The sequence below is a fragment of the Bariatricus sp. HCP28S3_A7 genome (genome assembly GCF_052066375.1).
Taxonomy (GTDB): Bacteria; Bacillota; Clostridia; order Lachnospirales; family Lachnospiraceae; genus Allocoprococcus.
This window is the reverse complement of the sequence record NZ_JBQHSG010000001.1, coordinates 77,599-97,590: the sequence shown is the minus strand read 5'-3', so window position 1 is coordinate 97,590 and position 19,992 is coordinate 77,599. Positions and strand designations below refer to the sequence as shown.

Annotated in this window: 16 protein-coding genes; 3 read left to right on the top strand and 13 right to left on the bottom strand. The window is 44.7% G+C overall.

Annotation, left to right across the window (positions count from 1 at the left end):
* Positions 1-152: 152 nt before the first annotated feature.
* On the top strand, positions 153-1,508 hold the full coding sequence (locus ACTNA4_RS00485) for a sodium-dependent transporter (RefSeq protein ID WP_441028130.1): 1,356 nt from the start codon (positions 153-155) through the stop codon (positions 1,506-1,508).
* 124 nt (positions 1,509-1,632) lie between these two features.
* On the opposite strand, the gene ACTNA4_RS00480 is transcribed toward ACTNA4_RS00485, so the two are convergent.
* The 7 genes from ACTNA4_RS00480 to ACTNA4_RS00450 all read right to left on the bottom strand — a co-directional run bounded on the left by ACTNA4_RS00480 (position 1,633) and on the right by ACTNA4_RS00450 (position 9,322).
* Positions 1,633-2,499: a DegV family protein gene (locus tag ACTNA4_RS00480; protein WP_427806462.1), complete on the bottom strand. Its 867-nt coding sequence runs from the start codon at positions 2,497-2,499 to the stop codon at positions 1,633-1,635.
* A 19-nt stretch (positions 2,500-2,518) separates the two neighbouring features.
* Positions 2,519-3,889, bottom strand: a complete 1,371-nt coding sequence (locus ACTNA4_RS00475) for an MATE family efflux transporter (RefSeq protein ID WP_441028128.1) — start codon at positions 3,887-3,889, stop codon at positions 2,519-2,521.
* Between the two features lie 122 nt (positions 3,890-4,011).
* Positions 4,012-5,370 carry a spore germination protein gene (locus tag ACTNA4_RS00470; RefSeq protein ID WP_441028126.1) on the bottom strand — a complete coding sequence of 453 codons (1,359 nt, stop codon included), beginning with the start codon at positions 5,368-5,370 and terminating at the stop codon, positions 4,012-4,014.
* A gap of 68 nt (positions 5,371-5,438) precedes the next feature.
* Complete coding sequence (locus ACTNA4_RS00465) at positions 5,439-7,349, bottom strand: NAD(+) synthase (RefSeq protein WP_427819112.1); 1,911 nt, start codon at positions 7,347-7,349, stop codon at positions 5,439-5,441.
* A gap of 10 nt (positions 7,350-7,359) precedes the next feature.
* The gene (hslO, locus tag ACTNA4_RS00460) at positions 7,360-8,238 is read right to left on the bottom strand and encodes an Hsp33 family molecular chaperone HslO (protein ID WP_427819111.1); all 879 of its coding nucleotides are present in this window, start codon (positions 8,236-8,238) and stop codon (positions 7,360-7,362) included.
* Between the two features lie 44 nt (positions 8,239-8,282).
* The gene (locus ACTNA4_RS00455) at positions 8,283-9,044 is read right to left on the bottom strand and encodes a class I SAM-dependent DNA methyltransferase (RefSeq protein ID WP_427806467.1); all 762 of its coding nucleotides are present in this window, start codon (positions 9,042-9,044) and stop codon (positions 8,283-8,285) included.
* A 119-nt stretch (positions 9,045-9,163) separates the two neighbouring features.
* Positions 9,164-9,322: a DUF2935 domain-containing protein gene (locus ACTNA4_RS00450; RefSeq protein WP_427806468.1), complete on the bottom strand. Its 159-nt coding sequence runs from the start codon at positions 9,320-9,322 to the stop codon at positions 9,164-9,166.
* A gap of 466 nt (positions 9,323-9,788) precedes the next feature.
* On the opposite strand from ACTNA4_RS00450, the gene ACTNA4_RS00445 reads away from it, so the two are divergent.
* Entirely contained in the window at positions 9,789-11,024 is a 1,236-nt protein-coding gene (locus ACTNA4_RS00445) for a cytidylate kinase family protein (RefSeq protein WP_441028123.1), read from the top strand.
* 189 nt (positions 11,025-11,213) lie between these two features.
* Here the strand turns inward: ACTNA4_RS00445 and ACTNA4_RS00440 are convergent, their stop codons facing one another.
* The 3 genes from ACTNA4_RS00440 to ACTNA4_RS00430 form a co-directional block, all read right to left on the bottom strand.
* Positions 11,214-11,645 (bottom strand): MarR family winged helix-turn-helix transcriptional regulator, encoded by a 432-nt coding sequence (locus tag ACTNA4_RS00440; protein ID WP_441028121.1) that lies wholly within the window; start codon positions 11,643-11,645, stop codon positions 11,214-11,216.
* A 149-nt stretch (positions 11,646-11,794) separates the two neighbouring features.
* Positions 11,795-14,065 (bottom strand): AMP-binding protein, encoded by a 2,271-nt coding sequence (locus ACTNA4_RS00435; RefSeq protein WP_441028119.1) that lies wholly within the window; start codon positions 14,063-14,065, stop codon positions 11,795-11,797.
* A 319-nt stretch (positions 14,066-14,384) separates the two neighbouring features.
* Positions 14,385-14,954 (bottom strand): TetR family transcriptional regulator, encoded by a 570-nt coding sequence (locus tag ACTNA4_RS00430; RefSeq protein WP_427806471.1) that lies wholly within the window; start codon positions 14,952-14,954, stop codon positions 14,385-14,387.
* Positions 14,955-15,134: 180 nt separating this feature from the next.
* Here ACTNA4_RS00430 and ACTNA4_RS00425 point away from each other — a divergent pair, with 180 nt between their 5' ends.
* On the top strand, positions 15,135-16,007 hold the full coding sequence (locus ACTNA4_RS00425) for a DegV family protein (protein WP_427806472.1): 873 nt from the start codon (positions 15,135-15,137) through the stop codon (positions 16,005-16,007).
* Between the two features lie 47 nt (positions 16,008-16,054).
* Here ACTNA4_RS00425 and ACTNA4_RS00420 read toward each other — a convergent pair whose 3' ends face one another.
* The 3 genes from ACTNA4_RS00420 to ACTNA4_RS00410 form a co-directional block, all read right to left on the bottom strand.
* On the bottom strand, positions 16,055-16,312 hold the full coding sequence (locus ACTNA4_RS00420; protein ID WP_427806473.1) for a P-type ATPase: 258 nt from the start codon (positions 16,310-16,312) through the stop codon (positions 16,055-16,057).
* Between the two features lie 113 nt (positions 16,313-16,425).
* A complete protein-coding gene (leuS, locus tag ACTNA4_RS00415) occupies positions 16,426-18,828 on the bottom strand; it encodes a leucine--tRNA ligase (RefSeq protein WP_427819107.1) in 2,403 nt (800 codons plus the stop codon).
* A gap of 108 nt (positions 18,829-18,936) precedes the next feature.
* Complete coding sequence (locus ACTNA4_RS00410) at positions 18,937-19,806, bottom strand: YitT family protein (protein ID WP_441028117.1); 870 nt, start codon at positions 19,804-19,806, stop codon at positions 18,937-18,939.
* Between the last annotated feature and the right edge of the window lie 186 nt (positions 19,807-19,992).

The window sequence follows — 19,992 nt, the reverse complement described above, 5'->3', positions numbered from 1 at the left end:
ATTAATCTAACACATTTCTTATCCCGTGTCAACAGTTATTTCTTTATTTTTGTTTGTTTATTAATTTCCTCAATATAACCATAAAATAATTGATTTATTTCCATCATCATGTCATAATCATACTACTTGCATATCATACAAGGAGGTTTTTCATGCAAACAAGAAGTAATTTTTCCAACAAACTGGGATTTGTTCTGGCCGCTGCCGGTTCTGCGGTAGGACTCGGCAACATCTGGCGTTTCCCATATCTGGCTGCCAAATATGGAGGAGGCAGCTTTCTTCTGGTCTATTTGATTCTTACAGTCACATTCGGCTTCACGCTCATGATCGCCGAGACTGCGCTTGGACGTAAGACCGGGCTGAGCGCCATCGGCGCATTTCAGGCACTTGACAGGCGTTTCGGATTTTTGGGGATCCTCGCTTCTATCGTGCCGGTCATTATTTTTCCTTATTATTCTGTCATCGGCGGATGGGTGACCAAATACCTTTTTACGTTTCTTTCCGGTGAGATAACGGCTGCTGCGGACAATAATTATTTTCCGAATTTTATCGGCGAAACCGGCGGTCCGATCGTGTGGTTCAGTATTTTTTTACTTGCGACCTCAGTTATCGTCATGCTGGGTGTCGAAAAAGGGATCGAGAAAGTGAGCAAAGTCATGATGCCTGTCCTCATCATCCTGACACTGTTTATCGCAGTTTATTCCTGTACGATTGACGGTGCCATGGAAGGGGTCGCTTATTATCTGAAGCCGAGCCTGCAGCATTTTTCTGTCAAAGCAATCCTCGCTGCCATGGGACAGATGTTTTATTCTATGTCACTTGCTATGGGGATCATGGTCACTTATGGTTCTTATATGAAGAAAGAAAATCATCTGGAAAGTGCCGTCCGTCAGATTGAGATTTTTGACACGGGAATTGCTTTTCTGGCCGGACTGATGATCGTTCCGGCTGTGTTCGCTTTTTCCGGCGGTGACAGCTCTGCGCTCAGCGCCGGGCCGGGACTGATGTTCATCACGCTTCCGAAAGTATTTAACAGCATGCCTATGGGGCAATTGGTCGGAGCTGTTTTCTTCCTGCTGGTACTTTTAGCGGCACTCACATCTGCCATTTCCCTGATGGAAACGATCGTCTCCATTATCATGGACCGTTTTCATCTGAACCGTACCGCGTCCAGCCTGATCGTGACTGCTTTTTCCTTTGCGCTGGGCATTCCCTCCTCTCTGGGATTCGGCAGGCTGAAGCACATTTCCCTGGGTGGAATGTCGATCCTCGATATGATGGATTTCATAAGCAACAGTATTCTGATGCCGATTGTCGCAATTCTTACCTGTCTGTTCGTCGGTTTTATCATAAAACCGAAAACGATCGTCGACGAAGTGAAAGAAACAGATGGGACATTTAAATCCGAAAAAATGTTTTCGTTCATGATTAAATGGATTGCACCATGGTTTCTGGCTGCAATTTTCGTAAGCTCGATTGCAAGTGCTCTGGGGATTTTCGCGCTGTAGATCCTGCACTTTAGTTGCAACTCTTTCATGGAAACAGAAAAACGGATATTTTTCATTTTAGAAGAACAGAGGGGCGTAACCTGTCAGCAGGTCACGCCCCTTATTTTCATGATTCTTTCTAAATTTATCTCTTTTCTCCCATACAGAACACTGCCACCACGCCCGGGCCGGTATGGCTTCCGATCACGCTTCCGATGCAGTTGATCAGGATATTCTCGATCCCCATCTTCTCTCTGACCAGCTTTGCCACATACTGGGCATCCTCTTCGCAGTCGCCATGGGTGATCATGATGATATCATTCTCCCATCCTTTGGACTGCTCCACTGCCATGTTCACAATATGCTGAAGTGCTTTTTTGCGTCCCCGCTGTTTTCCGATCACCTGAAGCTCTCCGTTGTCATTCATATGAATGATCGGCTTGATCTGGATCATCGTTCCCATGATAGCCGCCGTTTTGGACACTCTTCCGCCTCTGTGAAGGTGGTTCAGGTCATCGATCGCGACATTATGGCAAATGTGCAGTTTGTTTTCTTCGGTCCATTTTGCCACTTCTTCCAGGCTCTTTCCGGCGCGCTTTAACTGGACTGCTTTATAAACCAGAAGTCCTTCTCCTAAGCAGGCGCACAAGGAATCCACCGTAATGATCTTACGCTCCGGGTATTCCTCCATCAGTTCTTCAGCAGCCATCCGGATACTGTTAAATGTTCCGCTGAGTGCAGAAGAAAATCCGATAAACAGAATGTCCTTTTCTTCCTTCACATACGGTTCCAGTGCTTTTTTTGCCTGCTCCGGATTCACCTGGGAAGTGGTCGGAAGAGAACCGGCTCTAATTTTGTCAAAGAATTCTTTTCCGCTGAGCCCGCTCATATCTTCATACGTAACGCCATCCATAATGTAGGACAACGGAATATAAGGCACCTGCAGCTCTTCTATCAGATACTCTTTTGGTAAATCTACCGTACTGTCTGTCATAATTATATATTCACTCATTTGAAACCCTCCTGTAATACTATCTTGTTTCATTTGTTTCCCAGTTCTTCAGGACTTTCCTGATTGTAATTGTAAAAAGAACGATCGTCGTAAGTACCGAAAGGATATCTGCCACCGGTTCTGCATAATATACGCCCATAACACCGAAAAACCGCGGCAGGATCATAGCCAGCGGGATCAAAAGGATCACTTTACGCAAAAGAGCGATAAACAATGAAGCTTTTGCCTGTCCCAGGGCGATAAATGTAGTTTGACATGCCATCTGTATCCCGAACAATGTCGTTCCGAGGAAATAGACCGGCATAACCTGATTGGTAACTGTAAGAAGCTCTTCTTTATTCGTAAAAAGCCCACTGAACACCTGCGGGTGCAGGATGGCAATCCCACTCATCACCAGTGTCACCGTCAGGCAGATCGTCACCATACGTTTAAAGGTGCCGAGTACCCGTTCTTTATTGCCTGCTCCATAATTATAGCTGATGATCGGCTGCATTCCCTGATTCAGTCCCTGTACCGGAACAGAGATCAGCTGCATGACACTGGTCAGGATCGACATGGAGCCCACATAAAGGTCACCTCCATAAATCTTCAGCCTGCTGTTCAGTGTAATCATCACCAGCGATTCGGTGCTCTGCATGATAAAGGGCGAAATGCCGAGTGCCGCAATATGGCGGATCATTCTTCCGTCCAGCCGTACATAGTCTTTGCGAATGCGGACCACACTCTTTTTAGAAGTCAGGAATCTGACAACCCATACTGCGCTCGCCGCCTGTGAAAGGATTGTTGCAAATGCCGCACCCCTGACTCCCATTTTCAAAGCGAAAATAAAAATCGGATCCAGGATAATATTGATCACTGCTCCGATGAGGACCGACAGCATCGCTGTCCTTGCATTCCCCTGTCCACTGATAAACGTATTCAGTCCCAGCGCAAACTGTACAAATATCGTTCCCAGAAGGTAAATGGTAATGTACTCGCTGGCATAAGTAATGGTATTTTCCGTCGCGCCGAACATATAAAGCACCGGCGTCTTCACGATCAGGAAAATAACCGTAAGCGCGATCGAGAACGTAATAAGAAGTGCCGTACAAGTCCCCAGAATCTTTTCTGCCTGCTCGTAATTCTTCTTGCCGAGTTCAATTGAAGCAAGCGGTGCACCTCCCATACCTGCAAATGCACTGAACGCCGAGATAATCATAATAATCGGGAACGTCACTCCCACACCTGTCAGCGCCATATCGCCGTACCCTTCAATATGACCAATGTAAATCCGGTCAATGATATTATAGAGTACATTAATCAGCTGGGCCGCAACCGCCGGAAGCGCGAGACTTACAATCAACCTTCCAAGCGGCTCCGTGCCCAGCCTTTCATCCTGTTTTTTCTCCATATTATAACCTGCTTTCTCATAATTTCAACAGATAGATTATAATATGCTTTTCCTTTTTTCACAAGCGTTCCCAGATCATCTTAAGATTCTTTTTACAGTTTTTGTAAAAAATAATCTCTCATTTAAGGTAGTTTGACATTCAAATAACTTTTTCCAGACAGTGTTTTATTGACACAGATACACCAGATTACGATCACGCATCCGATAACAAATCCAACCAGATTAAAGACTGCGGTCAGAATCAGAAGCAATAGACGCATGAATTTGAGTGCGTAACCCAGTTCAAAATTCGGCTGTGTGTAATTGGCAACGGAAACAAACGCCATGTAAAGCATCACTTCGGAGTTGAACCATCCTGATTGCACCGAAAACTCGCCCATAACAATACCTGCGATCACACTGAGCGGCGTACTTAACATGCTTGGCGTATTCAGCGCAGCGAGACGTAATCCGTCGATCGCCAGTTCCAGGATAAGGATCTGGTAAATCAGCGGGACATTGACCGTATCCCTTACAACGACGAAATCAAAAGCCTTCGGCACCCACTGAGGGTTCTGCATCAACAGAAGAAAAAGCGGCACCACGAAGATGGTCAGCACGGTTATGATCGCTCTGGAGACCTTCAAATAAATATTTGTAATGGGCGGGAAATAGTGATCATTCGCCTCCTCGATCATATCAAAGATCGAAGTCGGAACAACCAGCGCAGACGGCGAATTGTCAACCAGAAAAATAATCTTCCCCTCCAGAAGGCAGGCTGCAGCTGTGTCGGGACGCTCTGTAAATTTGAACTTCGGAAAAGGATTGAACCATTTCCTCTTGAACAGTGCTTCCGCCAGACTCTGCTGATTCATGCGAAGATCATCCACATGAATATCCGCAAGCTTCTTCCGGATATTCTGGAGCATTTCCTGATCCACCCGATCCGCCATGTAGCAAATCGCTACATCCGTTCGGGTGCTTTTGCCCACTTCAGACATTTCCATGATCAGATTCTCATCCCGGATCCTGCGCCGCATCAACGCTGTGTTGAACACGATCGTTTCCACGAATCCGTCTCTTGATCCACGCAGGGATTTGTCTTTCTCCGGCTCTTCCACGCTCCTGGCCGGATAGGTTCTGCAGTCGATCGCAACGCACGCCTCATAACCTTCAATAAAAAGACAGGTCACCCCCGACAGGATATTTTTCACGATCTCATCAAAATTTCCAAGGATGTCTACCTCCACATAAGGCACATTTTTCTCTGCAAATGCGGTTGCATCATCGGGCATATCTTCCGGCTTGATATGAAAAAATGAATCCATGATTTTCAGCATCGATTCATCTTTTGTAAAACCGTCAATAAAATAGAACGTTCCCTTCCGTCCTCCGATTTCCATATTCCGTTGTATGATGTCAAAGCTCTCCTGCACGGGAAGAATGCCGGATATCTTTCGGATATTATCCTCCAGTTTTTTACTTACCTCTAAATCTTCCATATTGAAATTCCTCCATATGGAATCATTCTTCCCGTCAGAAGGTGAAATTATACGATATTTTCTCTATTTTACAGCCGCTCCAGATCCTTCATCCATACTGCGGCACAGGCGTCACTCGGCATACGCCAGTCTCCTCTCGGTGAAAGTGCCACCGTACCGATCTTCGGTCCGTCTGGAAGACAGGATCGTTTAAACTGCTGTGCAAAGAACCGTTTGTAGAACGTCTTCAGCCATTTCAGTATGATCTCGTCCTCATACACACCCGCAAAAGCTAGCTTTGCCAGCCGGTAAATCTTGGACGGTTCAAATCCGAATCGCAATACATAGTAGAGATAAAAATCATGCAGCTCATACGGACCCACCAGATCTTCCGTCTTCTGCGCGATCTCTCCGTCTTTCGGCGGCAGAAGTTCCGGGCTGACCGGTGTATCCAGCACATCCAGAAGCACTGCCTTTAATTCCTCATCCCGGCAAGTATCCGCATAATACTGTACCAGATGCCGCACGAGCGTCTTCGGCACAGAAGCGTTGACTCCGTACATGGACATATGATCGCCATTATAGGTAGCCCATCCGAGTGCCAGCTCCGACATGTCTCCGGTACCGATAACCATCCCCCATTCCTGATTGGCAATATCCATCAGAACCTGGGTTCTCTCCCTTGCCTGAGAATTTTCATAGGTCACATCATGCACCTCTTCATCGTGCCCGATATCCCGGAAATGGGTCTTCACCGCATCCGCGATCCGCACTTCTTTTAATGTTGCTCCCAGCTTCACTGACATCCGGCATGCATTTTGATAAGTTCTGTCGGTCGTGCCAAAGCAGGGCATCGTCACCGCAATGATATCCTCCCTTTTCTTCCCCGCCATGTCAAATGCCTTGGCAGTCACCAGAAGTGCCAGCGTTGAATCCAATCCTCCGGAAATTCCCACAACTGCCGTTCTGGAATTGGTGTGTACAAGCCGCTTCTTCAGCCCCATCGCCTGGATCATCAGAATTTCCTCACAGCGCCGGTCTCTCTCAGACTGATTCTGCGGCACAAACGGCGCCGGAGAAAATTCTCTGGTGAGATCCGTCTCTTCCACCGGAATCGTAAATAGAATCCTTGGCAGGATCCGCTCTTCCTTCGTCAGGAAGGTAGTATTCTTTCTGCGCTCACTTAAAAGCCTGCAGATATCGATTTCACTTAGGATCATTTCATTCGCAAAACGTCTTGCTTCTTTTAAAATCGTTCCGTTTTCCGCGATGATATTGTGGCCGCCGAACACAACATCGGTCGTCGACTCACCATCCCCCGCATTGGCATAGACATACCCTGCGATCAGACGTGCGGACTGTCCTTTAATCAATTCCTCCCGGTAACTGTCCTTGCCGATGGTCTCATCACTTGCCGAACAGTTGACCAGGATCACCGCTCCTTCCCTTGCCGCATCAATACTCGGTGGAATCGGTGACCAGACGTCCTCACAGATTTCCGCGGATACAACAAGCTCCTTCATCTCCGCTGCCTGGTAAAGAATCTGCGGTCCGAACGGAATTTCTTTCCCACCAAACGAAATCATCCGTACTTTCTTTGGTCCCGGACGGAACTGACGCATCTCATAGAATTCTCCGTAGTTTGGAAGAAACGACTTAGTCGTAAATCCCAGGATTTCCCCGTTATTAAGCGCTGCAGCCACATTATAGAGCTCCCCGTCCACCGAAAGCGGCATTCCTACAAATACAAGACTGTTTCCTTCCTTCGTTTCTTTTGCAATGAACTGAATTGCTTTTTCAGATTCTTTTAGAAGAATATCCTGTGTAAACAGATCGCTGCAGGTATAACCGGTAAGGCAGAGCTCCGGAAATACAATGATCTTCGCACCTTCCTGCTCGGCCTCTTTAATCTTCCTGCGAACTTCCTCACAGTTATGCCACACATCCGCCACCCGGATATCCGGCGTCACTGCCGCCACTTTGATAAATCCATGCTTCATGTCTTTTCTCCTATCTCTTTGCGTGCTTCAGAATCTCCTTCAGTTCTTCCACACTGAACTTATATGCCGTGTTGCAGAAATGGCATTTTACCTCCACTTCTTTTCCTTCATCGATCATACTCTGAATGTCCTTTTTCCCGATGCTGATGATCGCCTTTTCAATTCGCTCATGCGAACAATTACAGGAGAAATTTGCCGGGATGGTATCGGTGATCTCGATGTCCAGCCCTTCAAGGACCCGTTCCAGCATCTGTTCCGGTGTATGGCCGTCATCCAGCATCTGTGTCACAGATGAGATTTTCTGAATATTTTCTTCCAGACGGCTGAGCACCTCATCTGTCACAAACGGCATCACCTGCACAATAAACCCACCGGCGCAGTGCACCGTATTGTCTTTGTTCATCAGCACACCAAGTCCTACGGAAGATGGCACCTGCTCACTGGTCGCAAAATAATAGGTCAGATCCTCCGCGATCTCGCTGGTCTGAAGGATTGTCTGACCCACATAGGGTTCCTTCATTCCCATATCTTTAATCACATTCAAAAGACCGATTCCCACCGCTCCGCCTACATCCAGCTTCCCGTTCTTCGGCGGCAGCATGGCATCCGGATTTTCCACAAATCCTTTCACATTCGCTTTTGCATCTGCGGTGACGGTGATGCCCCCAAGCGGCCCATCTCCCTTGATCTGCAGCGTCAGAACATCCGTGTCATTCTTCATCATACTTCCCATCATAGCGCCTGCCGTAAGAAGACGCCCAAGAGCAGCCGTTGCCACCGGGCTGGTATTATGGCGCCTTCTCGCCTCCTCGACCAGATTTCCCGTCGTCGCTGCGAATGCACGCACCTGCCCATCTCCTGCTGTTGCTCTTACAATATAATCCTTCATATTTTAACTCTCCTGTCTGTATATTTTTCCACAAAACCAGAAATTTATTTCTTGATTTTCCCTTTTTCTCTTGCAATCACATAGATTCTTTCGCTGTCTTCCTTCGGCGCTTCGCGGGTAAATGCGTCATAGGCCGTCACAAACTCCAACCCCGAATCTTTGATCATGCGTATCATCTCATCCAGTGTATAGCCTCTCTGAAAATGTGTCTCCTCGTATCTGCGGAACAGATTCTCTTTCTCACGGATAAAAATACTCAGCTCGTACTCATTGATCCGTTCTTCTTCATAGTAATAATTATCCCAGATGAAACTGCAGTCTTCGCGATTTTCAGCGATCGTCCGGTCTCCCAAAATCTCACGGTATTTATATAGCGTATTAAAATCAAAAATAAACACGCCGCCCGGGTCCAGATAATTATTTACCAGACGGAACACCTCCGTAAGATCTTCTTCCTCATCGATGTAATTCACCGAATCACAGACACTTACCACTGCGCGCACCGTGCCGTAAAGCTCGAATTCACGCATATCCTGCAGAAGATACAAAATATCATGGCCGGATTTTTCCCGCTTCTCCATCGCGATCTCCAGCATTTCCTCTGCATTATCCACGCCGATCATATCATACCCTTCCTTAGCCAGAAGCTCCGTCATATTTCCGGTCCCGCATCCAAGATCAAGAACCAGACCGTCGTTCACACCGTACTCATTTAAAAGCCCTGTCAGGTATACCGCCCACTCTTCGTATGGAATATTGTCCATGAAGGTATCGTAAACGCGGGCAAAACTTGTATATGCATCCATAAATCTTATCTCCCGTCTAAATAGCCCTTTTCACTCCCTATATTGTATCCTTTGGAACGCACTTTGACAACCCAATTTTTTGCCGCATACGAAAGTCCTTGCAAAAGTCTATTCACCGGCTATTTGCAGTCACACTCCTTTCTTTGCTCTTTCATATCCAGGATTCTCAGATAATGATTTGCCTCTCTCAGGATGTGTTCAATCAAAAGCGGATTATTCTTTTTTAATTTGCTTCCAAAATATTTGACTTGACATCTATTCCTAAAAACTGCTATCATGTTTTATGTCGTGTGGCCATAAAAGGTGTAAATCCAGATTGTTGGATTTACACCTTTTTTCTTTTGCGAAACTGTGATGCAACCGCGCACACCGGCCATACACATAATACAGGTTATGGTAGCTTTCCTGGTGTGCTGACACGTTGATATCTGATAAAACTCCGTAGAATCATTTCCCATCGTCAAGGAGCTTTGTCTAAATATCAATGCGTCAGTGTACTAATTAAAAAAAGTCTCCTAAAAAACACGAAGGAGGTTCATATGAGCGAAGAACTATCTATGAACAAATTAGGAACGATGAAAATCAATTTGGAATTTTCGGCGTCGGCGTTTACGCTTCCAGTCAGACTTCGAATCCGGAAATCAAAGATATGGTGGTCCCTTACCTCAGAATCAGCTGTATCGCTTCGATGGAATCGTATTTTTTTCAATTTTTGAGAAACTACTGCAGGCTGCGGGGCATTCTATGTATTCGACCATTGCACAGATTGCAGGGGCTGTCATTAATATCGTGCTTGACCCTGTGCTGATCTATGGGCTTTTTGGTATTTCCGCACTGGGAGTTGCAGGTGCTGCGTACGCGACTATTCTCGGTCAGATTGCATCCGCCCTTTTAGGACTCATTTTCCATCTGACTCAGAACAAAGAGATTACAAACGGTCTGAAATATATGAAGCCGAGTCCACGGATCATCAAAGCAATCTATTCCATCGGTCTTCCGGCCATTATCGCGCAGGCGCTGATGTCTGTCATGACCTACGGAATGAACATTATTCTCGGAAGCATCAGCGAGTCTGCTGTTACAGCCTATGGTCTGTACTATAAAGTACAACAGTTTATTCTCTTTGCGGCCTTCGGTCTCAGAGATGCGATCACGCCGATCGTTTCTTTCAACCATGGTATGCGCAGTAAACGCCGTGTAAAAGAAGGGGTCAAATACGGAATGCTCTACACAATCTTGATCATGATCATCGGACTTGCAGCGATCGAGCTGCTCGCCGTACCGTTTTCATCCCTTTTCGGATTATCCGGAACCACACAGGATATCTGCATCAGCGCGATGAGAATCATCTCACTCAGTTTTATTTTCGCAGGAATGAACATCGCTTATCAGGGAATCTTCCAGGCCCTGGACAGTGGATTGGAATCCTTGATTATTTCTGTACTGAGACAATTTTTATTTGTATTGCCGGTTGCCTGGGTATTTTCCTTATTTGCAAGAGAATCACCCGATCTGATCTGGACCGTGTGGCTGACATTTATCATCGCCGAGCGCGGGGAATATGCTCCGACCCACAACCGTTTTTCTTATGCATTCGTTGGAAGAAATGCACAAGGCGGCTCTGTAGATGATTATATTTACCAGAAACAGCGCAATATTATCCGCGATATTGCAGAAAAAGGAAACTGTGTCATCGTCGGAAGATGTGCCGACTATATCTTACAGGACAGAACCGACGTGCTGAATGTATTTATCCACGGAAATGAAGAAGAAAAATGCCAGCGAATCATGAAACTCTATGAGAAATCAAGAAAAGAAGCGCTTGCCATGATGAAGGATACGGACAAGAAAAGATCGATCAACTACGCCTACCATACAGAGCAAAAATGGGGAGATACACGCAACTATGCCTTATGCATGAACAGCAGTATCCTCGGATATGAAACCTGTATGGAACTCATAAAAAAAAGTATGGAATAAATCCATACTCCTGCACATCCCAGATCGCCTCCAAGCGCCAGAAGCGCGAACATCGCAGTTCCACCCTTCGGAAGCGCCGCGGATGCTTTGCTGAAGGTTCCGGGCCAAATCATAAATCGGTCCAGATTGATGCGGTCACTGTCTTATTATATTGATTTTTCATACTGTGCTTCATCTTTTCCTCTGCTTTTACAAAATATTCTCGATATTTTTCCTGATCTTCTCAGAAACTTCCCGGAAAACTCTCAATTCTTCCTCCGAGATTCCTTCCAGAATCTTCTGGTTCATCTCCTCTCTTCTTTTCGTCAGCTCAACCACGATCTCTCTGGCAGAATCCGAAATCTTATAATGAACATATCGCCGGTCATTCGTATCCGGAATCGCAATGATATAACGGCGCCTGCAGAGGCTGTCGACCGCCTGGGAAATGTGGCCTCTGTTCATCAGCAGCTGCTGATGAATGTCGGTAGAAGTATCATGCATCCCACTATGAGAGAGAAAATATAAAATTTCCAGTTCCGCCTTTTTCATATCATATTTCTGACGCAGTTCAAGGCTCTGCTCTTCCAGCAGCTTCTTAAACTGCCCGCCTTTCAGAATCATCTCCATTTGAACATCCATTTTATCACCTGCTCCTATCCAAAATATTCCTACCAGAATTTTAGCACATTCTTTCCAATCCGTCATGGGTAAAATACATAATCCGTTGCTTAGATTACAAAAGGAACAGTGTCAAAACACTGTTCCCTCTAAACAACTTCCTATATTTATTAATTATTCCACAATTTTTCAATCTTCGGAACAGCCAAATACATCTGTGCCGCGATATTAGTTGTCGCTTTCACACCCTGAACCTGCGGTACCACATAGTAGCAATAACGTGCTCCGTTTTCCACTTCATCATCAAGATAAAGATTGTCATCTTTAATCACTGCAATTCTGGCAAAATTACTTTCCCCGAATTTCTTACGATAAATGCGATACTCGCTTGCCCCATTCACTTTAGTCCATGAAACTTCAATACCATCCACTGCATTCTTCAAATCAATTGAAGTATGAATGATGGACTCGGTCTCTGACCATGCTGAATAGTAGGTTGTAGAGCCGGCAGAATTGAAAGCACGGACTCTGACATAGTAACGGTCTCCCTTCTTCAGTCCGCCAATCACTTCCTGAAGCTTCTGAGTAGACGGAACATCGATGGATTTGCTTCCGTTAAACGCACTGTTTGTACTGTAGCAGATCTGATATCCGGAAGCCATCTCGTTCTCTGTCCATACAACCTTCATTTTTCCGGTTCCTTTTTCTGCCAGTCTTGCAACGATGGCTGCCGTTAATTCTTTTCTGTTTGTTTTAAAATGGAAATATGGTCTTTCCTTGATCACTGTGATATCAGCCGGGTATTCGTATTCTTCCAGTGTTGCGAGGATTGCCGGTCTTACTTCTTCTAATGTCTTGCCTTCATCCAGTTCAACGAATAAATATGGTACAAAATATCCCTCATGATCCTGATCCGGAACTAAACAGAAGAAACCATCCTTCACACCTTCTGCCTCAACCACACGGCTCTCCATTCTCATCACGAACAGATGTCCACCGCCAAAACGTTCCGTAAACCCACGGCCGAGAACGTGAACAATACCCTGCTCTGTGATATATCCGATATCACCTGTGTGCAGCCAGATTTCACCGTCCGGATGGGCAATCAGTGTACGATCTGTCATTTCCTCACCCATATAGCCGCTGTATCCTAGCATCTTTGTCGGACCATTCATGCACAGTTCTCCGATTTCTCCATATCCCTTCTCTTCCAAGGTCTCTGAATCGAAGATTGCTAAGGTGGTTGCGGGCATCGGCATACCTACACATCCGTCTTTCAGCGGGAACATCGGGTTCGGAAGTGTAAAGCAGGAACCACCTTCACTCTGACCGTAACCGGCACTTAACGTAGCCATACAATTATGTCTGTGGAAGAAGTCTTCAACTTCACGACATTTTCTCTCGTTCATAGCTTCTGCGCCCGGTCCGATCGTTCTCAGATGTGACATATCATAATCATCCGGAATTCTGGTGCTCTTCATCATAATCTCGCACATCATCGGAATCAGTGCCCAGTAGTTCGGTTTTAATTCCATAAACCGGATATCAATATCATTGACCGGACAGAACGGATCCAGATTCACTCTAAGTCCTGCGGACAGCGGGAATACTCCCATGGCTACAGTTACCGCTACCAGAGCCGGTGTCAGAATCGGAATCCACCATGTCTCCTGTACCTCTGTTGGCGGAAGGAAGATTGACATCTGGAACGCAACAGCCACGATATTAGCTCCCGAATGAATAACCAGTTTTGAAATTCCCGTAGATCCACTGGTATATGCTCCGAATAATGGCCTGTTCGGATTCACGGATGCCGCAAAATCTCCGATATAGTTTCTTCCCAGATTCATGAATTCATCCCATGTAAGATCACCTTCACTTGATCCTGTCTCTGCAGAATAACGGGATTCAATTTCCTTCATGATATAATCCGGTATACAATTCTTATCCGCATATTCAAAAGGTGAAACCTTGATCATACGTGTCATAGGTGTCGTTGCTCTGAATAGCTTCTCGTCTTCTTTTGATGTATAGTCATGAACAAAAGCTGTGGATGCTTTTGATTTACGTATTGCAAAACACAGTTCCTCAGGAGTATCATCACGGCAGATCATGGTCGCCCCGATTTTTTCTGCTGCCAGAAGCAGGATAAAATGCGATGGTACTGCCTGTAAGAAAACAGGAATTCTGTCTCCCTCATCAAATCCCAGCACTTTTAATGCCTTAGCGGCAATTTCAACCTCCTGCCAAAATTCTTTCCACGTTATCTTCGTGCCATAATATTCAAATGCGTATTTGTTCTCATCCGGGTTTTTCATTTTCAAAAATGCTTCTACTGTCATTTTCGGTACTTTCAAATCCCGAAGTTCTTCCGGATAGTATTTCAGCCAAGGCTTATCTACACTTGCTTTCCCTGTTAATCCTGTTGTTTCTAAATTCATTTCCTTACCCACTCTTTCGTACTTTCATTTAACCAGAATATCAATATCAGTAAATCGGAAATTCAATTTGAACTCATCGCTTTACCACACTTTCATATCTTCATCAGATTATAAAATCGTATTCACGCCATATATACAAGATCTTCTGATTTCAAATCCAAAACAAAGAATACTCCGAAAGTATACGCCCCAATAATTTCTTTGTCAATAAAGCGAACCGCTTTGTCAATGTGAATCACATTTTTTCACAAATGTAAAATACCCTGTCACATTGATTCCAAGCATTCAACATTTTGTTATTGCAAGCGCATTCTCTACTCTATACTGTATGCTCTTCTATAGGAAATGAACAATTCTTTTTTTTCATGAATATACCGCAGATGGTGCAGAACGTCGCTGTAATTTCACTCTCATCTTCTTTTGCTCCGTTCTGAAGCCAAACGATTGAAGTATTAAATAAGGCTCCTATAAACATATAAAGATAATATTTGTCCATCGAACTGTTTGGCATGTTTCCCGCTATCTCTTCATGGAACCGGTTCAATTTTTCCAGCAGAATCGATCCATAGCCAAACTCACATAGATCCAGCACAAATTCACCGTATTTTTTAAAGCAAGCGAAACTCCTGCAGATATTCTGCTCCGTATAATAATCCGGTCCGCTCCAGTCAATCTCACTGCGATACTCTTCCAGAACATCATCGATCAGCTTCACAAGTACGTCCTCCTTGGAATCATAGTTCCGGTAAAATGAGACCCGGGCCACACCGGCAGTCTGTATCAGCTCTGTAATAGAAATATTCGAAAAACTTTTCTTGTGCATTAAATCAAACAGTGACTTTGTAATATTATCCTTCACACGCATATTTGCTTCTTTTCGTTTATCCATATCTACTCCCACTTCTACCCTGCAATTCCGTCAAAAATCATTACAGTGAATCAACATGTTACAATTTTCTTCATTTTGTATCACTCTTATCCCTTGTTGAATCATTTCAGATGTGATACAGTTGTTTCATATTATTTTATCTATATAATTTGATTTGTCAATAGCAAGGAGAAACTACTTATGAAAACAGCAATCGTAACAGATACCAACAGTGGAATCACGGTAGAAGAAGGCAGACAATCCGGTATTTTTGTTCTTCCCATGCCTGTCATTATAGAAGAACACTGTTATTTGGAAGGAGTCGATATCACAAATGAAGATTTATACCAGGCAATGACGGCTGACAAGAATCTTTCTTCCTCACAGCCCTCACCGGGAGATGTCATGGATCTCTGGAACCGTGTATTAGAAAGCGGATACGATGAGATCGTCCACATTCCCATGTCAAGCGGACTCAGTGGTTCCTGCCAGACAGCGAAACAGCTCGCTCTTGACTATGATTCCAAAGTCCAGGTCGTAGACAACCATCGGATTTCTGTCACCTTAATGGAATCCGTCTATGATGCAAAATTCCTTGCCGACCAGGGAAAATCTGCAGTAGAAATCAGAAAGTATCTGGAAGAAACTGCCTATCAGGCAAGCATTTTCCTGACTGTAAATTCGCTGAAATACCTAAAAAAAAGCGGAAGAATCACATCCTCCGCTGCCGCCATTGCCAATATTCTCAATATCAAACCTCTGCTTACCATACAGGGCGAAAAACTGGATCTCTTTGCCAAAGTAAGAGGAAGCAGGCAAAGTGAAAAGAAACTGATCGAGGCACTGAAAGCGGACATCGCATCCCGTTTCCTGGATGTTCCGTCAGACAGACTCCAGATCGCGACTGCCGGAACTTTTGAAAAGGAAGAAGACGCAAAACGTTGGGTAGACCTGGTACAATCCGCATTTCCGGATCATCCGGTCTACTATTCACCTCTGTCCTGCAGTATTGCCTGCCATGTCGGAATCAATGCCGCCGGGCTAGGAGCCATTGTGACTGCAAAGCGTAAATAGCGCTTGCAGCCACAGAAATACATTACATTTTCTTAAGCATTCCCTCATTATATTGTGTTGAAATCTTTTGTTTCCCCGGATTTGATGATCACACCGTGCTTTGTCGCCTGACCGATTGCTGCCATGGGAGCCTTCTTCTCCTCCGCTTCCTGCACCATATGTATCATTTTCTGCAAAGAACTATCCTGTCCCACCTCCGTTGCGCGGATGTCAATGGTACCGAACCGATTGATCGTCCCACAGATAACTGCTTCTCCTATCCCTTTATCAACGGGAATCAGAGTCTCGAAGAGAGACTTGCTCATATTCTATATCATTTACGAGAGAACCGCCTGAATCTAACAAGCGTGAACAATAAAGAATTCCAAGTTTAAAAAGAGACCGTGATCCAAGTGATCCGGCCTCTCTTTCTGTTTTATTATTTTGCAACAAAGTTAACAATCTTATTCGGTACATAAATCTCTTTCACAAGATTCTTTCCTTCCAGGAAAGAAGCAATTCTGGAATCCGCCTTTGCAATCGCAAACGCCTCTTCCTTGTCACAGTCTGTCGGAATGACGATGGTTCCTCTGACCTTACCATTTACCTGAACACCGATTTCGATGGTCTTGGCAACGGTTTTTCCCTCATCATATTCCGGCCACGGAGAAACAGTGACAAATCCTTCTCCACCCAAGAACTCCCAGATTTCCTCGCAAAGATGCGGAGCAAACGGGCTCAGCAACTTGATAAAGATGATCAGATCATCCTTACTCAAATGTCCTTCTGCCGTGATATCGTTGATCAAGGTCATCAGACTCGCGATGGCCGTATTAAATTTCAAGCTCTCAATATCAGAAGATACCTTCTTGATCGTACGATGGATCTTCATTTCCAGCTCATCGGAAACCGGTTCATCGGAAACCAGATCTGTCAGACCCGCAACACGGTCAAGGAACTTCTTACAGCCCTTTACGGAGCTGTCATTCCACGGTGTAGCTGCCCCATAATCTCCCATGAAAAGCACATAGGTACGAAGCGTATCTGCACCATACTCCTCAACAATATCCAGAGGATCGACTACATTTCCTTTGGATTTACTCATCTTATCACCATCCGGTCCTAGGATCAGTCCCTGAATGGATCGCTTTGCATACGGCTCCGGTGTGTTGACTACTCCGATATCATACAGGAAATGGTGCCAGAATCTGGAATAGATCATATGTCTGGTCACATGTTCCATACCACCGTTATACCAGTCAACCGGCATCCAGTATTTCATCTTGTCCATATCTGCCAGTGCATTTTCATTATGCGGGTCAATATATCTCAGGAAATACCAGGATGATCCTGCCCACTGAGGCATGGTGTCTGTCTCACGTTTCGCTGCTGCGCCGCATTTCGGACAGGTGCAGTTTACAAAGGAATCGATCTTGGCAAGCGGTGACTGTCCGTCTTCACCCGGTTCGAAATCTTTCACTCTCGGCAGACGGAGCGGAAGTTCTTCATAAGGAACTGCCACAACACCACAATTCGGACAATGAATCAGCGGAATTGGCTCTCCCCAGTATCTCTGACGGTTGAATGCCCAGTCTTTCATCTTATACTGGACACCAGCCTCGCCCACGCCGGTCTTCTCCAGCTCTTCCAGCATGCGCTCGATGGAATCATGCTTATTGGTATATCCGTTCAGGAATCCGGAGTTCACCATCTCGCCGTCACCTGTATAAGCTTCTTTGGAAATGTCTCCGCCTTTAATTACTTCAATAATATCAATATCAAATTTCTTTGCGAAATCATAGTCTCTCTGATCGTGTGCCGGCACTGCCATGATCGCTCCGGTACCGTAGCCCATCATTACATAGTCTGCAATGTAGATCGGAATCTTTTTACCGTTGATCGGATTGATTGCTTCCAGTCCCTGGATTCTTACACCCGTTTTATCCTTCACAAGCTGGGTTCTTTCAAACTCCGTCTTCTTCGCACATTCATTGCGGTATGCAATGATTTCATCCATATTGGTCACTTTATCGCAATACTGATCAATAATCGGATGTTCCGGCGCAATAACCATAAAGGTAACACCGAAGAGCGTGTCCGGTCTGGTCGTATAGATTCTTAACTTCTCGTCCAATCCATCAATTGCAAAATCCACGAACGCACCCTTTGACTTGCCGATCCAGTTGATCTGCTGCTGCTTTACATTTTCCGGATAGTCCACATCATTCAGACCTTCCAGAAGCTTGTCCGCATATTCGGTGATTCTCAGATACCATACGTCCTTGGATTTCTGAACCACATCGCTGTGGCAGATATCACATTTGCCGCCCTGGCTGTCTTCGTTGGAAAGAACAACCTTGCAGTGCGGACAATAGTTTACCAGCGTTCTGTCTCTGAACACAAGACCATTTTCAAACATTTTCAGGAAGATCCACTGAGTCCACTTATAATAATCCTCATCCGTCGTATCGATCACACGGCTCCAGTCAAAAGAAAATCCTACTTTCTTCAGCTGGTTCGTGAATTTTTTAATATTTTCATCTGTAATCACGCGCGGATGTGTGCCTGTCTTAACCGCATAGTTTTCCGTCGGCAGACCAAATGCATCAAATCCGATCGGGAAAAGTACGTTGTACCCCTCCATACGGCGCTTTCTGCTGATTACCTCAAGACTTGAGTATGCCTTAATATGTCCGACATGCATACCGGCACCGCTCGGGTACGGGAATTCTACCAGTCCGTAAAACTTTGGTTTATCACTGTTGTCCTGAGCTTCGAAGATCTTGCTCTCTTCCCACCGCTCCTGCCACTTGGGCTCTATCCTTTTAAAATTGTATCTCATCTTTGCGCTTCCTCCACAAACATTATCTCTAAAGGTTTATTTTAATTCAATGACAACAGTTTGTCAATGTTATTTCGCCAGTATAAGGAAGCAGTACGTCCTGTTCGGTTACTGGATTTCAATCTTTTTCCTTCGATGTACATTCCACTTCCCTAAAACTTCTCCAATAGAAGTAACCGTTACAAATGCTCTATCATCTGTTTTATGAATGTACTCCAGCAATAATTGATATTCATTCTTTTGAAGGATTGTAACTACTTCTATTTTTTCTTCATTATCTTTGCCACCATACGCTTTGTAGAGTGTTACCCCGCGATTCAACTCATTTACAATATACTCTTTAATACGCTCGTAATTTGGCGATATAATACAGATTTTTTTCTTCATATGTGAACCATCAATAAAATAGTCCAGAATCACACCACTAATATATGTTCCAAGAAGACTGTACACTAATGTTTCTGTATCATAAACAAAGATGGATGTTGCCGCAGTAACAAAACCGGCAAGCTGGATCCCCACCCCCAACTCGACTCGTAAATATTTATTCAACATCTTTGCAATGATATCCAGTCCACCTGAAGAAGCATTCGCATTAAACAAAATAGATTGTCCAAAAGCAATAATGATCAAATACGCAATCATATTTGCAAACATGTCCGATACCAGCATTTGGCTGTTCGGAGACACAATCTCAAACAATGCCAGAAACACGGGTAACATAAATGACGTAACAATCGTTTTAACCCCAAAGTCTTTTCCAATAAATAAATATCCCATGACTAACAGTACCGCATTAATAATTAACGTCAAGACCGACTGTGAAAGCGGCACAAAATTCGTCAATACCATGACCAGACCGGATATGCTGCCCACAACAATCTTCGCCGGCAGCATAAAATAATATACACCAGCAGAAATAATCAACATGGCAAGCGTAATCTTAATCCACTCTTTTATACTTACTTTTTCTTTCATAAAACGTTCTCCTTTTTCCTCCTATTTCTGCATTCTTCCATACTGGTTTCAGTGGTAAATAATATTATTCTAACATCTCCCACTTTGAGACAGCCTGCGAAGTAACACCTTTTGTCCAACACATCTAACTTATCATTTTATGGTAAATTTCCAATTCATAAGGCTCCCGCTCTCCCAGTGACCTGC

Excerpts from the sequence above, each read along its gene's own strand:
- ACTNA4_RS00480 (WP_427806462.1), bottom strand. The coding sequence starts at position 2,499 with ATGAGTGAATATATAATTATGACAGACAGTACGGTAGATTTACCAAAA.
- ACTNA4_RS00420 (WP_427806473.1), bottom strand. The coding sequence starts at position 16,312 with ATGAGCAAGTCTCTCTTCGAGACTCTGATTCCCGTTGATAAAGGGATA.
- ACTNA4_RS00410 (WP_441028117.1), bottom strand. The coding sequence starts at position 19,806 with ATGAAAGAAAAAGTAAGTATAAAAGAGTGGATTAAGATTACGCTTGCC.
- ACTNA4_RS00455 (WP_427806467.1), bottom strand. The coding sequence starts at position 9,044 with ATGGATGCATATACAAGTTTTGCCCGCGTTTACGATACCTTCATGGAC.
- ACTNA4_RS00440 (WP_441028121.1), bottom strand. The coding sequence starts at position 11,645 with ATGGATGTTCAAATGGAGATGATTCTGAAAGGCGGGCAGTTTAAGAAG.
- ACTNA4_RS00450 (WP_427806468.1), bottom strand. The coding sequence starts at position 9,322 with ATGATAGCAGTTTTTAGGAATAGATGTCAAGTCAAATATTTTGGAAGC.
- ACTNA4_RS00465 (WP_427819112.1), bottom strand. The coding sequence starts at position 7,349 with ATGAAGCATGGATTTATCAAAGTGGCGGCAGTGACGCCGGATATCCGG.
- ACTNA4_RS00425 (WP_427806472.1), top strand. The coding sequence starts at position 15,135 with ATGAAAACAGCAATCGTAACAGATACCAACAGTGGAATCACGGTAGAA.
- ACTNA4_RS00430 (WP_427806471.1), bottom strand. The coding sequence starts at position 14,954 with ATGGATAAACGAAAAGAAGCAAATATGCGTGTGAAGGATAATATTACA.
- leuS (WP_427819107.1), bottom strand. The coding sequence starts at position 18,828 with ATGAGATACAATTTTAAAAGGATAGAGCCCAAGTGGCAGGAGCGGTGG.
- ACTNA4_RS00435 (WP_441028119.1), bottom strand. The coding sequence starts at position 14,065 with ATGAATTTAGAAACAACAGGATTAACAGGGAAAGCAAGTGTAGATAAG.
- ACTNA4_RS00445 (WP_441028123.1), top strand. The coding sequence starts at position 9,789 with ATGTATTCGACCATTGCACAGATTGCAGGGGCTGTCATTAATATCGTG.
- ACTNA4_RS00485 (WP_441028130.1), top strand. The coding sequence starts at position 153 with ATGCAAACAAGAAGTAATTTTTCCAACAAACTGGGATTTGTTCTGGCC.
- ACTNA4_RS00470 (WP_441028126.1), bottom strand. The coding sequence starts at position 5,370 with ATGGAAGATTTAGAGGTAAGTAAAAAACTGGAGGATAATATCCGAAAG.
- ACTNA4_RS00475 (WP_441028128.1), bottom strand. The coding sequence starts at position 3,889 with ATGGAGAAAAAACAGGATGAAAGGCTGGGCACGGAGCCGCTTGGAAGG.
- hslO (WP_427819111.1), bottom strand. The coding sequence starts at position 8,238 with ATGAAGGATTATATTGTAAGAGCAACAGCAGGAGATGGGCAGGTGCGT.